At 49.7% G+C, this 15,716-nt stretch carries 11 protein-coding genes; 2 read left to right on the forward strand and 9 right to left on the reverse strand.

Features of this window, described 5'->3' with window-relative positions:
* Positions 1 to 36: 36 nt before the first annotated feature.
* The 7 genes from H6G21_RS03620 to H6G21_RS03650 form a co-directional block, all read right to left on the reverse strand.
* Positions 37 to 717: a DUF4439 domain-containing protein gene (locus H6G21_RS03620; RefSeq protein ID WP_190570641.1), complete on the reverse strand. Its 681-nt coding sequence runs from the start codon at positions 715 to 717 to the stop codon at positions 37 to 39.
* A 987-nt stretch (positions 718 to 1,704) separates the two neighbouring features.
* On the reverse strand, positions 1,705 to 1,992 hold the full coding sequence (locus H6G21_RS03625) for a helix-turn-helix transcriptional regulator (protein ID WP_190570643.1): 288 nt from the start codon (positions 1,990 to 1,992) through the stop codon (positions 1,705 to 1,707).
* A 564-nt stretch (positions 1,993 to 2,556) separates the two neighbouring features.
* On the reverse strand, positions 2,557 to 3,012 hold the full coding sequence (locus H6G21_RS03630) for an anti-sigma regulatory factor (protein WP_190570645.1): 456 nt from the start codon (positions 3,010 to 3,012) through the stop codon (positions 2,557 to 2,559).
* Positions 3,013 to 3,015: 3 nt separating this feature from the next.
* Positions 3,016 to 4,710 (reverse strand): SpoIIE family protein phosphatase, encoded by a 1,695-nt coding sequence (locus tag H6G21_RS03635; RefSeq protein WP_190570647.1) that lies wholly within the window; start codon positions 4,708 to 4,710, stop codon positions 3,016 to 3,018.
* 257 nt (positions 4,711 to 4,967) lie between these two features.
* Entirely contained in the window at positions 4,968 to 5,918 is a 951-nt protein-coding gene (locus tag H6G21_RS03640) for a PIN domain-containing protein (protein WP_190570648.1), read from the reverse strand.
* A 303-nt stretch (positions 5,919 to 6,221) separates the two neighbouring features.
* The gene (locus H6G21_RS03645; protein WP_190570650.1) at positions 6,222 to 7,715 is read right to left on the reverse strand and encodes a site-2 protease family protein; all 1,494 of its coding nucleotides are present in this window, start codon (positions 7,713 to 7,715) and stop codon (positions 6,222 to 6,224) included.
* A 235-nt stretch (positions 7,716 to 7,950) separates the two neighbouring features.
* On the reverse strand, positions 7,951 to 8,826 hold the full coding sequence (locus H6G21_RS03650) for an aldose epimerase (RefSeq protein ID WP_190570652.1): 876 nt from the start codon (positions 8,824 to 8,826) through the stop codon (positions 7,951 to 7,953).
* Positions 8,827 to 8,997: 171 nt separating this feature from the next.
* On the opposite strand from H6G21_RS03650, the gene der reads away from it, so the two are divergent.
* On the forward strand, positions 8,998 to 10,362 hold the full coding sequence (gene der, locus H6G21_RS03655; RefSeq protein ID WP_190570654.1) for a ribosome biogenesis GTPase Der: 1,365 nt from the start codon (positions 8,998 to 9,000) through the stop codon (positions 10,360 to 10,362).
* Positions 10,363 to 10,584: 222 nt separating this feature from the next.
* On the forward strand, positions 10,585 to 11,868 hold the full coding sequence (locus H6G21_RS03660; protein WP_190570656.1) for an ATP-binding protein: 1,284 nt from the start codon (positions 10,585 to 10,587) through the stop codon (positions 11,866 to 11,868).
* Between the two features lie 29 nt (positions 11,869 to 11,897).
* On the opposite strand, the gene H6G21_RS03665 is transcribed toward H6G21_RS03660, so the two are convergent.
* Both H6G21_RS03665 and H6G21_RS03670 read right to left on the reverse strand, forming a co-directional pair.
* Positions 11,898 to 12,404: a hypothetical protein gene (locus tag H6G21_RS03665; protein ID WP_190570659.1), complete on the reverse strand. Its 507-nt coding sequence runs from the start codon at positions 12,402 to 12,404 to the stop codon at positions 11,898 to 11,900.
* A 2-nt stretch (positions 12,405 to 12,406) separates the two neighbouring features.
* Complete coding sequence (locus H6G21_RS03670; protein WP_347277971.1) at positions 12,407 to 15,712, reverse strand: DUF4157 domain-containing protein; 3,306 nt, start codon at positions 15,710 to 15,712, stop codon at positions 12,407 to 12,409.
* Positions 15,713 to 15,716: the final 4 nt, after the last annotated feature.

Raw genomic sequence — 15,716 nt, forward strand, 5'->3', positions numbered from 1 at the left:
GAAAGGGGCTGCAATGGGTTTTTAAGACGTCGATCGTTACACCTTCAGAATCCAACGATCGCGCGTTTCAGGACTCATAAAGGCTGCTGGCACAATATCTAACATCACACCCAGCGATCGAAATGTAGCTCGAATGGCGGCTGCATGGGCCGCTTCATCCAAGCCAATGCTCGCTCCCGCAGTAATCAACTCCGGCGTTTTCAACTGTGCTGCTTCCAAGGTGTAGGCGATCGCTGCATCGGTTTCTAAAGCCAAAGCTAACTTTGCGATATTCACATCCGAATCCAGGCCACCTTCGCCTTTCTTTAAATAAGAAGACACATCATAGCTCTTCTCTGCCATGACAGGTTTGCCGCCCAAGCTCCGCACAACTTCTGCCAACTTATCACGATGGGCTTTGTGATCACGTTGGTTCATCAGCGCTAGAGCCAACACCGCCTTACCCACATCTGTGGTACTCAGTTTCCCCGCCGCTACTTCATAGGCCCAAATTGCTTGGTGCTCGTAGTAGAGGGCGTTATTAAGAATCTTGATATCATTTTGCTTGTTTTTGGGAGAAGGCATGGCTTCTACCTGGTCTGCCAAGAATGAAGCCCCCGCCGTTGCCGCCAATCCAGCTACCAGCCCACCCGTTGCTAGTAAATTTCGACGAGATAGTCCAGCCGACTTTCCCGATCGCCCCTGCACTGAATCGGTGGGCCATTGTTGACGATCCATAACATATCTCCTTTGAAGTAGTCACTCGTTAAACAGACCGAATGTATTACGGGGTCATTCCTGCGCAGGGAGGTACCTCATCTCTCAGTCTTGTAAAAGGGAATACGTCGTGGAATCTCAACTGGATTTATGCTGAAGCTCAATTAATTATTTGATGCAACTAATTAATTAGGGCAATTAATTACTTAGGGCACCTAAAGGGTTCACTAAAAACCAACTAAAGGTCACCTAGGGGGCAACAAAAAATGGCAGGCGCTGACAAAAGAGGCAAAAGCAGTGCAGTAAAAAGTGAGCATGACCTCATTACGAACACACCTTCCATTCAGAAGACGCCTGACCTAAGGAAAACAGGGGAGTAGCCCATGGACTCTAGCAAATCTGCTGAGTCTCTAGGCTACTCCCCTAATAGATTCGAGGGTATGTATTGTCAGATGGCTGATCCTAGCTCTTTCCGGGTTGAAAACCTTCCCCACTTAGTCCCCCTCCAAGTCGTTGATGACATCCCTGATGACTCCTTGGCATTCCTAAAGAGGAATGGTAGGATTTGTTGGAGATGAGACTGTTTGAGGGAAGGTTAAATGTAACCCCTGATTGCTAGTCTTAGTCTTACAAATTTTGGCTCTACGGGGTTGCTACATCCAGTTGCTACATGTTGCTACATCAAGGAATCACATCAAGGAACCACCTTATGTTTTTCCTGGGTTAGTTTTTGCAGGTCACTATGCCTATCATCTAACCGTTTTACTTGAGTGCTCGATGTTGACAAATGGTCATTTAGTAGCTAACCTACTCTATAGAAGAGTTGTATTCAGGTTGCTAAGCAATGCTTCTACCCCTATATGACTATCATCCCCTGCGTGACTACTATCTAGGGAGTGGTCTCTCCCAGCGATACTTCATCGATTTGGAGTTCTTGACTAGAAGTCTTTTGCTGACAACTTGAAACATGCCTCGATAGTCACTATGATCAGAATCGGAAGCACTGAATTAGTCTGACTTGACCTCCACTGAAGGTTCGGGCTTAGGTTCCTCTTCGGGTTCTGGTTCGCTAGGCGGTTCATAGAGGAACCACCGCACAAAATCTTCAGATGCAGAGGTTTGAATTCTTGTCAGGGCATCCTTGATCTCAGCTACCGCCTCAGCAGAGGGATCTCGGCTACCGTTCACCCATCGACTCACATTTGATCGATCAATGCCCATCGTCACAGCCAATTGATTCTGTGTAATGCTGTATTGACGCAGCACTTGTTTCAAAGCTTTTCCTGCTCGACCCATACTTTATTCATCAACCTTGTGAAATTGAAACACACGCAAACAAAATGTGCAGCATGCCTTTAGTTCTAGAACGCATTAGTCCAATTGTGGCTGTCAAAATCGGGAATTCGCGATAGATAGGGGTACGATAAATTCACCTAAGAGCACAATTAATTCGGAACCAGTCAGAAGGGTGTACCAACTGACAACAATCCCAATGAACAATCCCAATGGCAAGGATCAGTATGATAAGTCAGCCATTGATCATAGGACAGTACCTGGGATCCCATCAAACTCGGCGAACTCCATATCTGCTCAAATTCTCCTGTCAGAAACTCATTAGAATGGGTCGTAGAACTTGGGAGCGGCAATTCTAGATTTGTTCTAGTGTGAGCACTAAGCAAGAGACAATTGCGCAGAAACAGCCTGGATTATAACAATCTAGTTGCCCAAGCAAGCCTAACTGTTATCAGCTAAAGGCCATATAGCTAACTTACCCGTGCAGAAGATCAAAAGGATCAGGTGGGGGAAATGTCATAGAGCATGGGTATCTGTCTAGAGTTTTCTAGCTTAACAAACTAATTATTAATCTACTGTAGACACCTTTTGATCTTCTTCAACACTAGCGTTAGGTAGATTTGCCTCGAGCTTAAGGCAATTACGACCATCTACTTGGAGACAATACTCCACACGATCCATTAAGCGGTTTAAAATGAGCCAACCATAACCGTGTTCTTGCTTATCTTCTGGGGTCGGTGGCTTGTAATCTGAGGGATTGTACCCTTGACCACAGTCCCAAATTTCTAGGGCGAGGTCGCGATCGTGGAGCTCTAGTCGGAGGATAACGGGCAAATTAGGTTGATCGCGATGGGCATGCCGAACGACATTAGAATAGGCTTCTACTAAGGCTAATCTTAGGCGAGTGGACTGTCTCGACCAGTCTACTACATTGCCAATTTCCAACTGTAGGCTATCCAATAGCCAATGTTCAACCACAGCTAAGAAACGCAGATCGCTAGGGACGTGCAGCTCTGTCTTCATTTTTTACAGAACCTCCAGGGATAGCATTGTTTGGTCATCTTCTTGGGCAAGGGTGGCCGCTCGAATCCGGGCCAGTAGACGTTTGAGATCTAAGCAGTCCCGATCCTCTTGCAGTAACTTCCAGAAGCCGGCCTGTTGAAGCATCATGCCTGAATTAACGGCGCTAGGGGTTGTGGCATAAACTTGCATTTGACTTCGAATCGTGACTTCTGTTACACCATCGCTCATCAGCAGAAAGGTATCTCCTGGGTTCAGAACGGCGCTACCGGAAGGCGCTTTCCATAGTTCACGAATTCCCAAAGGAACCCCCCGATTCGTTAAATATTGCGGTACGATTTCGGCATCTGCAACTTGGCGGGACCAAAGCAGAGGATAGAGATGTCCTGCATTGGCATAGACCAGTTGTCGGGTCAGGGGATTAAATCGTGCTAGTACCATGGTGATGAAGCAGTTGGTACTCACCAAATCATCCAGCAGAATGCGATTGAGATTCTGCATCACATCTTCTGGGTTGGGCGAGGTTTCCTGGGCGAGTTCTCGCCGTAAGACAGAAATTGCACTGGCCATGAACAAGGCCGCCGGAACGCCTTTACCGGAGACATCCCCCACTGCAAGCCACAGATCTCCCTGGGGATGCTGATATACTTCGAAAAAATCTCCTCCGACTTCCCGAGCAGGGTGGCAGCAAGCTTGCACACAAACCCCAGGCAGTTCTGGCAAGGTTTGCCGGAGTAGGTTGTTTTGAATTTGTCGTGCGACGGCTAGTTCGGCACGGATTTGTTCGGCTTGCTTTTGAGTTCGCTGATACAGCTTAGCCTGGGAAATCGCAATGACGGCTTGCTCTGAGACGCCTTCTAGCAGGTCGAGATCTTCCGTAGACCACTGATTTAAATCACCCTTGCGGACAATGGACAGAATGGCTAGCAGATCGGTCTGATAGGTGAGTGGAATGATGACATGGGCTGTATTTTGTTCGGTGTTGCCTTCTGTAAAGGTCTTAATGGCTCGAAACCCACTCTCCGTTGCGCTGTAGTCTTCTAGAACCGATCGGATCAACGGCATGGTTGGATTCCACAGGTTCGCAGGAACATGGTCATGGGAAATGTACTGAACCACCTGGCTGGACAGAAAGCCGTTTTCAATGGGATGTAAGCTACAGCATTCCGATGTGAAGGCTTTACCAAGGGTTTCTACGATCGCTTGCAGCATACTGCTGTAGTCAAGGGATTCCCGGATGGCAGTATTAACGGCATTAAACAAGGATTCTCGTCGGAGCGATCGGCGCAGTTCCTCAGTCCGTTGTTTGACCACTCGGTAGGTTTCCGCAGCCTGCCGCACGACTGCTTGGAGTTGTTGCTGATTCCAGGGCTTAGTAATGTACTTAAAGACCTTCCCAGAGTTAATTGCATCAACTAGGTCTTTGACATCAGTATAGGCCGTTAAGACAATACGAATCGTGTCGGGGAACCGCTCCACGGTTTTGCTGAGGAACTCGGTGCCCAACATTTCTGGCATTCTCTGGTCAGAAATAATAATGGCAACTTCCCCGTGCTCCTCGAGTAAATCTAGGGCTGCAATGGCACTTTCTGCCCGGAAAACTTGAAATTCAAGCCGAAATGTGCGATAGAGCAGATCTAGATTGTCTGGCTCATCGTCAACAATCAACATTTTGAGCTTTGCTTGGGAGCTTTTGTTCATACCTAACCCAGCACTGGCTGCCTGATTTATAAAGGCTTTACAGGCAGATTACCCAAAATTTACAGTTGGCTATCAGTCAGCTTGCAAAAGTAGGCAAATAAGTTTGTAGTAGAAGCTTGGCGGCCCTACTTCTCAGCCTGTAGACATGCTGTCTGAAGCTGCAATTGTTTGGATTGTGAATAGTCTGTGCTAGCCTCATCCTCCGTCAGAATTATATTTCAGGTCTGGCTCAAATAAGCCAATCCTTGGGGCTATTTTTACGATCGCCCCTCCGTCGGCTCGGTTGACTGGGATACCACCTGGGAGACCAGCGGCGGGATGGGCGGAAGGCCGCGATTTCGTAGGAATTGATTCAGACTTTGGGGGTGGAACAGATACCAGACCGTTCCCCCCAGCAATAAAAACATGGAGAGCGCGAGAAATCCTGACCATACTTGGCGAAGCGCAGATGGGCGGTTAGCGGTCACAGGATAGCGATCGGGTTTGGCTAAGCGACGAGCCGTCGAGGATGAGCGCCCTGCATGGGTCGGAGATCGAGGTAGATCTGAACGGGTTGGGGTGAGACTCCGGGCCGGTGCCGTGGGCGTTGCCGGTGTTTTTGGGGTGAGGGGCCGTGCTGTGGCGGTTCTAAGCGCGCTCGTCTGGGTGGCGAAAGTAGCCGCCGTCTGGCTGCCCCCTAGGGATTCGCTGCGGAGCTGCCGCATGCTCAGGAGCTGATGGGCGACTGGAGTGGGGCGACGATCGGTGCGGCTCCAGGTTAAGAGAGCACTGGTAGAAATGAGGCAGAGGTTGGGTAACTGAAGGGATTGTAAGCCTTGTAGAGGGATGGGCTCATTGGTCACGAGCACCACGAGACTGTGGGAGTTATATTGCGCAAATCCATTGGCACAGCGGGCAACGGCAAGGGCTAAGCGGGATCGCTTGCTCATGCCATGGGCGGGAGCGGGTTGCAGCAAGGGATGGTCGATCGCGTCATCCGTCCATTGCCAAATCCCCTGTTCCCAGAATCCGAGAAATTCCCGAGCGCGTGCTTCTTGGGATTTTTCGATCGCATGCTGACTCAAATCTTGTAATTCTTGCTGTACTACTTGCGGTAGGTAACATTCCCCTACCCGCCGAAAAGCTTGCCAATCGCGGAGTTCGGTCGATAAAACAGCACTCAGATCAAACAGGAGCAAAACGGGCGGAACTTCTAGAGCTTTTGTCATAGGTTGAACCCCACAACCGGAAAAATTAATCGTTAAACCGTCATTAAAACTGTGCAGTCGTTGTTGGGTAATGCCAGGGTGGGTAGTGCCATTGCAAGACCGATTGAGAAGTTCTACGAAGAAAGAGAAAAGTAGATGAAGTAAGTTGCAATATTATCGAGCGATCGTAGAGGAATCAAGAGTTGGGGCGCAAAATTTAAGGTTTTGCACGGGTAAGCGCCCAAAAGCGCCCACCCATGTTGCTAATAGGTCTCTTCCCTAAGCTTGCCTGCAATCCGTGATGAGCTAGACTGACTACTTGCCTTAGACCGAAAAGCCTAAACGCCCTGCCAAGCTGGGGGTCAAGGGTAGAAGGATTGTAATCATTAAAAATAACGCTAGCAGACCCAAAGCGGCTCGGGTATCATCCGGTTCGGTGAGTTCATTAAGGCTGGGACGTTCTAAATTCCGTTGCAAGAAAAGAATGATGATCGCCCAGTAGAGGGCCAAAGGATTGACCAAAGAAGCTAAGCCGAGGAAGAGGATTGTCACAACCGTTGTACGATTCGCAGTCTTACGGCCATAGATCGCCTGTACGATTCGCCCCCCATCGAGACGCCCTGCGGGCATCAAGTTAATCGCTGTAATTACCAAGCCCAGCCAGCCCAGTACGACCAAAGGACTGACTTCAATGAAATTTTGTTGGACTTCGCTGCCCAAAATCACGCGGGTCAGGGTTCCCACCAACATGGATCCTTCAAAAAAAGTGGTCGGAACCTTAAAGGGGCTACCGGGGTGGGAGAGGGTCAATCCGGCAATCAACATCCCTAGGGAGAGTAAGCCGCCTGCTGCGGGCCCTGCAAAAGCAATGTCAAACAGTGCAGAGCGGTTCGGCAGCAATGACTCAAAGTTGGTTAGAGACCCAAAGGAGCCAATTTGCCAAGTCGGGAAGAAAAAGGGCCAACTGAGTTTGACTTGGTGCCGTTTGGCCATGACCCAATGGCCTAATTCATGGGCAGCGAGAATGCTGAACAGTCCTGCAGCCAGGGGAACTACTTCGGCGTAGCGTTGGGGCGCACTGTAGAAATCAAAGCCCTGGAGTAAGCCCGCCATTTCCAAGGTTGTCCCGATCGTGGCGACAAAGAGAATGACCGCCAGAATTTTCTGCGTCAGGGTCAGGGGCTTGGGATCATTGCTACTGGGTAGGACGACCACCGTGGGGCGACCTTCTTGATTCTCGACGAGGAATAATCGATAGCGATCGCCCAGCCGTTCCTGCAACAGGTCGGACAGCTTAGCATGGACTTTTTCCCCATCTCCCCGCAAATTCCCGTTGAACACGGCTCCGTCTTGGAAGGGAATAGTTTCTGTGGCAAAGAAGGTATCCACGCCAAAAATTCCCTTGATGGCAGTTAAATCCTCAGCAGAAATGGGTTGCAGTTGGGCTATGGCCGCTGCGGGAAAGGGCGTTTTCGTAGAAGTGTCCGCATTTTGATCGGTGGCGGCACTGGTCTCACTGACCTCTGCCCTAGCTTTCGCGATCGCCTCCGCCCGTTTGGCCAATTCCTCCGGGGCGATCGTACGAATTTGTCGTCCCAGTAGGATATATCCCCCGGTGGAAACGACAAACAGGAGCAGCATGCCCACGAGGTTGAGATAGACGCCAACGGAAAAGAGGCCAAAGAACAGCAACCAGGGAGCCATCAAGCTCACCGATTGCAACCAGGACAGGATGCCGAGTTTGCCGTAGGGTTTGGCGCGATAGAAGCCCCAGCCAAGGATGCCCAGTGCTACTAGCACGGTGAGAGCGGTAATCATCTCCGAACCTTCAAACGCGAATTTTAAACAGATATGGAATCTCTGTAATGCTTCTGGGACAAGATTTTCACCCTGATTTCCAGTGCCTTACTCTATCAATTTACGGCAAGATGCTGAGCCATGGGGTACGGAGAGCCGCATTTCCCCTGGGGTATCGGGCTCAGCATCGCGCCCTTTGAGCTGTTAGATTTACCAGGCTTTGTGAACCCAATCTGAAGTTAAACCCAGTTTGGAGTTAAACCCAGTCTGCGGTCAGTTCAATTTGCAACGATCGGGTTTCTCCGGGGGCGAGGGTGATGAGGCGATCCCCGGTATTGAGGGCATTGCGGGGGGCTGACCAGGGTTCTAAGCAGTAAAAGTCCTGATCCTGAAGTGTCCAGAAGACGAGGGTGGAAAAGGCGGGACTGTAGGTGAGGGTGAGGCGCAGGTGGGTTTGTAGGTCGGTGGCGATCGCGACGGTGCGGCTTAGGTCGGGGAAGGCCCAATCAATTTCTGGTTGGGCAAAATCAAAGGTGTTGAAAAAGGGTAGCGCTTGCTGGGTCTTTTGGTCGATCGCGCTACTGGCGGGCAAATCGAACCGCAGTTGGGATTTATCTTGGACGTTGAAATAGGGATGGAAGCCCGTGGAAAAGGGCATGGGGGTTTGGGATCGGTTGGTGTATTGCTGGTCGATCGTGAGGCGATTACCCAAGATGCGGTAGGTAAATTCCAGATGGAAATCGAAGGGATAGACCTCGTAGGTTTGGGCGTTGCTGGAGAGGGCGAGGGTGAGGCTAGCGCAGTCGGTGGCGGATTGGCTGACGACTTGCCAAGGTAGATCGCGGGCAAACCCATGCTGCTTGAGGTTGTAGGTGCGATCGCCCAGGGTATAGCGATTGTTGGGCAGGTTGCCGCAGATGGGAAACAGGATGGGAATGCCGCCCCGAATGGAAAGACTCGGATCCTGGAACCGTTCCTGATTGAGATACAGGAGTTCGCGATCCTGGATCTGCCAGCGGGTGATGATCCCCCCCCGATCGGGGACTACTTCGATCGAGGCTTGGGCGGTTTCATCGTGGAGGCGATAGGTCAGGTACTGCTGCTGAAGGTGTTCGACGGAGAATGCGGTCATGGGTCAAGTGGGGGTGTAGAGTCCAGAACCTATTATTTCAAGGTTTCCTGGGATTCGGAGAACTGCCGCCTGGTTTCTCGCAATTTACTGAAATTCAATTTATAGAATAGAGACAACTCTTGCTACTATGAAGGTTTGGTTCTTTCCCATCCATTTCCCCATCCGAGTTCTATGCCGTTACCTGTTGTTGCCATTATTGGCCGTCCCAATGTCGGTAAATCAACCATCGTTAATCGCCTTGCCCAAGTGCAGGAGGCGATCGTGTTTGATGAACCCGGCGTGACCCGCGATCGTACCTACAAGCGAGCCTTCTGGCGCGATCGGGAATTTATGGTCGTGGATACAGGGGGCTTAGTCTTTGACGACGACACGGAATTTTTGCCCTTTATTCGGGAGCAGGCAGAGGCTGCGTTGCTTGAAGCCTGTGCGGCAATTTTTGTGGTGGATGGGCAGGAAGGCTTGACGGTAGCGGATGAGGAAATCGCGAGTTGGTTGCGCTTGCAGGATGTGCCCGTTGTGGTCGCGGTCAATAAGTGTGAATCGGTGACGCAGGGGGAATTGCAGGCGGCGGAATTTTGGAGTCTGGGCTTGGGACAACCCTACGCATCTTCAGGGATCCATGGGAACGGGACAGGCGATGTTCTGGATGAAGTCCTGAAGCATTTTCCGCCGATCGAAGAGGTGGAGGAAGCGGAGGAAATCCGGGTGGCGATCGTGGGACGGCCCAATGTGGGCAAGTCCAGTTTGCTGAATGCCTTCACGGGACAAAATCGCTCGATCGTCAGTCCGATTTCCGGTACCACTCGTGACACGATCGATATGTTGGTGGAACGCAAGGGTGTCAACTATCGGCTGATTGACACCGCCGGGATTCGCAAAAAGAAACATGTGGAATACGGGCCGGAATTTTTCAGCATTAACCGCGCCTTTAAAGCCATCAACCGGGCTGACGTTGTGCTGATGGTGATTGATGCGGTGGACGGCGTAACCGAACAGGATCAAAAGCTGGCAGGACGGATCCTGGATGAAGGGCGAGCCTGTGTGGTGGTGGTCAACAAGTGGGATGCGATCGAAAAGGATTCCACAACGATTTACGAATATGAACGGGATGTGCGATCGCGGCTGCACTTTACAGAATGGGCCGATATGATTTTCACCAGTGCTATGAATGGGCAACGGGTGGAGAAAATTTTCGATCTGATTGCCCCCGCAGCGGAACAGCATCGGCGACGCATTGGGACATCTGTCATTAATGAAATTCTGGAAGATGCGGTGATGTGGCATACGCCGCCCACGACTCGCCAGGGGAAACAGGGCAAGATTTACTACGGTACGCAGGTGAGTGCCCAGCCCCCGACGATCGCGCTATTTGTCAATAATCCCGAACTATTTGGGGATGGCTATCGGCGTTACATTGAGCGCAAGTTCCGGGAGTCGTTGGGCTTTAAGGGGACTCCGATTCGGCTGTTGTGGCGCGGCAAGAAAGTGCGGGATGTGGAACGGAATACGGCAAACCGTGCGGTGCGGGTGAAGTAGACGCGATTCACGGCTTTTATTCGATCCCCCCTAGCCCCCCTTCAAAAGGGGGGAACTTGCTTACTCAAAGTCCCCCTTATTAAGGGGGATTTAGGGGGATCGAAACTCTAGCATTTTCGCGTGATTGAAAACTGAAGCCAATGATTTGGTTGATTGCGTAAAAATTGCGTAAAAGTTGATTCCCCTAGCCCCCCTCAATAAGGGGGGATTTTAATTAGTGCGATGTTTCAGGCAACCCGTCGGCGATTGGCAATTTGGTACACCACGGTAACGGCGGTGTTGTTGCTTGCGTTTGCGATGGGATTTTATTTTTATGTTCGCAGTACGTTAATTGAGCGGATTGACGATACGTTGAGCCATGTGGTGGAGGTGGTGCAACGATCGCTGGTGATTGAACCCGCCGAACCCCGATCGCGCGCTTTACAAGTCAACGTTGAAGCGAGTTTTCGGGATAATTTTTTGGTGCAGGAGGACGACCACATTGATTTGGAGTGGTTTAGTCCAACGGGGGAGTTGATGTGGTCTACCTTTTCAGACCCGATCGGGGTGCCGTTGCATGTTTACAGTAATGGTGAGACGGTGCATTTGGATGAATCCCATCTGTTGCGACAGGTGACGGAGCGGATTGAGTTTGGGCGGCAGGTGTTGGGCTATTTGCGGGTCAGTCATCCCTGGTTTGAAGTGACGAAACCGACGCGGCAATTGTTTTTTGATTTGGTGTTGGGGCTGAGCGGGCTGATTGCGATCGTGGCGAGTGTGGGCTGGTTACTGTCTGGTCTTGCTATGCAACCGATTCGGGAATCCTACCAGCGTTTGAAGCAATTTACCGCCGATGCTTCCCATGAGTTGCGCAATCCGATCGCGGTGATTCAAACCAATGTGCAAGTGGCATTGGCCGATGCGGAACCCGATCCGCAAGCCCAGCGTTATCATTTGCAAGTGGTAGAACGTTTAACACGCCGTTTAGGGAAGTTGGTGGATGATTTGCTTTTCCTGGCTCGGCAGGATAGTGGGATGGTGCAGCCGCAGTGGGGCACGATCGACCTGCGGGATTTGCTGGAAGAAGTGGTGGAAGAACAATGGATGGTGGCGGAGGAAAAGGGAATTCAGTTAGATCTGAAGCCATCGGTAGAAAATGCTTCTATTCAGGGCGATCGAGATCAATTATCGCGATTGTTTACTAACCTAGTCAGCAATGCTATCCAGTACACACCAAAGTCAGGTAACGTCACAGTAGAGTTGCAAACGAGTAAACGCAATAATCATTCGGTCTATCAAGTGAATGTGATTGATACAGGAATCGGCATTCCGGAAGAAGCGTTGCCACAATTGTTCGATCGATTTTACCGCGTTGACCCAGCTCGATCGAAGGCATCGGGGGGAACAGGCTTGGGCTTAGCGATCGCCCAGGCGATCGTGGATAACCACCACGGCACGATCCAAGTAGAGAGCCAAGTCAACCAAGGCACAACGATACGAGTCACCTTACCTGAACTAGAACATTGAATCTAAAGAATCCTAAAATAGCACTCCTCTCATCTCAAATCTAAGCGATATTGTCCCTCAAAAATATTATTTCTAATTCTATGGAGTTCTTCAAGCCAGAATGAGTTAGGAGATAACAACTCATAATCTGATACAGTTCTTTTTGCCTGAAGAGACTGGTGAATTTTATGAATTAGTTGATTGTAATTGATCTGCATTTGAGAATCCTTTAAATAGGAACTAGTCGTTAAGGAAATCGTAATAGCATCTACATAATAGTTGCGAATCCCCCAGAAAAAAACAGAGAGTTTACATCTTGAAAAAGCATATTCTATTCCTCCCAGTACAGGCCATGCAAGCAATTTTTTGATAGCTTGATTTTCTGACGAGACAACCTCCGACTCCTTATCTTGATCATTCAAATCATTAAATACAACCAGTGTATCTGTCAAAAATTGGACATTGCTTTCCTTAAAGCAAGCACTAAGCTGATTGAAAATGACAGCAGCTTCTACGGATTCTCCAAGTATCAAAACAGTGTCAATATAACTTGTCATAATTAAATTACTGTGGCCCTTACGTCTGAAACACCTTTCTCTGTCAGCCATTTCTTAAGGTCTTTGCTAATTGGCAGAGTAAACTGATACACAAATTTCGTAGGTGGCTTGATGACTCTTCCATAAACATCAATAACTACAACTTTCTTGTCAAAGAACCGTTTAAGGTTTGTAAATTGATTTTGATCTCTACCAGATAGTTTACGTTCTTTACTATAATCACCAGTTTTCACTTCAATCATTTCATTCCCAGTTAGTATATCAATCTCCGTCAGAGCTTCTGTTTCTCCCCTTTTATATAGCTCAAGACCTATATACTGTACCTTTAAACCTTGGGCAACAGTATCAAGCACCGCCTTAATCACGGCCATCTCGGCATTAATTTTAGCGGGTTGTCCACCTCCTGCAACAATAGCATCTAGCTTATTCAGTTGGTCTAACCCACCTGGAATCGCTGTAATTGCAACCCGCTGAGCAGGCGTGACGGGCGATGTAGACGGGGCACTGGCACTTTCCAGAACCATCAGTACCTTTAGAGGCTTAGCACACAGCAACTCAAGTTTTTCAGTCAGCTGCTTGGACTTCACTTCCTGTTGAGGATGAGCATCAGGTAAGTTTTTGAGTTCGGTACTCAGTGTATCAATCTGTCCAACAAGATACTCAGCAGTTCTGAAGAAGGGTTGATAACGTTCATTACCAGCTTGTTGAGTTTTGGGCCGAACAGAAGCAAGGAAAGCCTGAATTGCTTGGGGCGTGGATGCAACAAAGAGACGAGCACTCTTTCCTTCTCCCTGGAAGTATACCGAGTGTGAGCCTCCTCCTTCATCCGTGAATTGTTTTTTCGCCTGCCACCAGTTGAGAATGCTCTTGATGGTCAGTTTTGCCTTCTCCAGCATTTTGCCAAGCCAACCGACAATTTTGTCCAGCCCTTTATCAATAGGTTGACGAATTTTTTTGACAATTCCGACGAGCTTGCTGGGAATATTGCCTAATCCTGCGAACTTAGCTAGGAAAGCAATTACCACAACTAATGTATTAGCCATGGTTTGTTCCACTCGCTTCGCAGCGTTGGCAACTTGTCCACCCGCAATGGCAGAAACAGAATCAATAAACGAAGCAACAACGGCAGCAATTTGATTGATTTTTTCGATGAAGAACGTAACTGTGTTGTAAATCGCAATGATTGCTTGGACGACTGCACCCGCAGGGTTCAGCATACTCACCAGTTTCATAATGGCTGCTTTCACAACCTCGATCGAGATCATCTCAGTGACTTGAGCAATCAGTTGGTCTTTTAATTCCGTGAGTTCGGCCTTAATCTGTTCCCAAGCTGCGGCTGGCCCATCTTTGACTAATGTGACTAAGATGCCAGCCGTTTTTTCGAGACCCACCAGGACTGGCTCAGGAATAATTTTGACCAATTTGCTCCGGATGTTTTGCCACGTTAATCCCAAGACCGACAACACTAATTTGACAATTTCGATCAAACTGAAAGACTGGGGAATATAAACACCAGCTTCAGCAAGGGGGCCTACTAACCATTTGATCAGAGCGGTTTTCAGGTGCGTCAGAATGTTATTAGCAAACATCTGGAAGCCCAGTTTTCCAGCCCGAACTAAATTGCCAACAAAGCCGATCGGATTTTTCAGAATGGTCAAGAAAGCTGCTTGAGCTTTCTTGATGTAGGGCATCACACCCGGTGCAACAACCGAGAATAGGATTTCTAGTAGACTAATGACCTGCTTGAGGCCCCAACTGATGAACTCACCCGCAATATTGGCAAGGGCACCGACAACTTTGCTGAACACTCCGGTAATGCTGACCACATCCTGAATGGTCAGGGAAGTGATGATCTCAATAACTCTGCGGGGAATCGATCGGACAAATCCTAACAAGCCTGCCAGTGCACCTTGGAACCACGCCCAGGCACGGGCAATGGCATTTCCTTTTTTGATGTTTTCCCAAACCTCTTCTTGCCCAATCAGCTTCATGAAACCGCCAATTAGGGTATCAGCATTGCGGGGGACGGGTTCGCCGGTAACCGGATCTTCGCCAAGAATGGCTTTGAGTAAGTCATAGCCACGGGTGCCTTGGGCCAGTGCTGCCAGGGGCTTGAGAATTGCCTCTTTGATGAATTTGAGAATGCCTGTAATCAGCCCTTTAGCAAAATTGATAATGCGATCGATGGGATCGGTAAAGATGCGTTTAGCCCGATTCCACACGCCCCCCAGGTCGAAAATATCCGTCCAACTGAGGGAGTCTAAGAAATCACTAATCGCTTGTTTGAAGGCGCTCCCCACCAAACCCAGCGTTGTAATTTGTTGCTCAATCCAGGCACCTACTTTTTCAAAGACACCATAGTTGTCTAATGCTCGGGTAATCAGGCCACCCCCGGGAATGAATTCGACGATCGCCCGCAGAATATTGGCCGCACTGCGTTCCACCCGACTCATGTTAATGGGGTTCACCCCCAAAATAATCGTAAACATCCGGAAGCCGGGAATCAGATTGGCCTTATCCGCAAAGTAATCCAGCGCATCACTGAGGCCCAGTCGTTGCACCTGCACAGGAGCCTGCTGCGTCACCGAAACTGGCGTCACCGAAACTTCTTCCCGGCGCTGAATAGCGGCCCCCTGCTGAATCGTGTGGGTCAATTCGTGGGCGATGAGTTCCTTTCCTTCCTGGCTATCGGGCTTAAATTTGTCCTTGCCAAAAAAGATTTGGTTGCCGACGGTGAAGGCTTGGGCGTTGAGTTGCCGATTCAGTTTGGCCGCTCGATCGCCCGTGTGAATTTTGACCGGGCTAAAATTGGCCTGGAAACGCGGTTCCATAAATCGCCGTACCGTCAGCGGTAGGGGCGCTCCCGTGGCCGTGCTGGCTTGAATTTCTGCGGCGACATTTGAGGCGACATTGGGTTGACCTTCTGCTTTGCGCTGAATCCGATCGTCTAGATTGCGCTGGGTGAAAATGCCCGTATTGGCAAAGCGCTGGATATAGGGTGACTGGAGTGATCGTTGAATTTTTTTATCTTTCTCCCTTTCCTCCGGCTTAACTTGTCGAAAAACGCCGCCTTTCTCCGTGCGAACGTAGGAAATGGAACTTTCCGGTACCGCCATGCGCATAATTTTCTGCGCGGTACGATCGGCTTCTTTCTCAGCAGCATCCTGGGGCGAAGACACCTTCATCGCCGACTGGCATTGCACCTTTGCGGCTCCACTGGTTACCCGACGCTGAATCTGAGGGGCAGCAGCGGGTTTCGGCTGAGGGGAGACCGATCTAGTAGCAGTTTTGTGGCGAGCCGTTTCCACGGAT

It is taken from the genome of Alkalinema sp. FACHB-956 (genome assembly GCF_014697025.1).
In the GTDB taxonomy this organism is placed as follows: Bacteria; Cyanobacteriota; Cyanobacteriia; order Leptolyngbyales; family Leptolyngbyaceae; genus Alkalinema.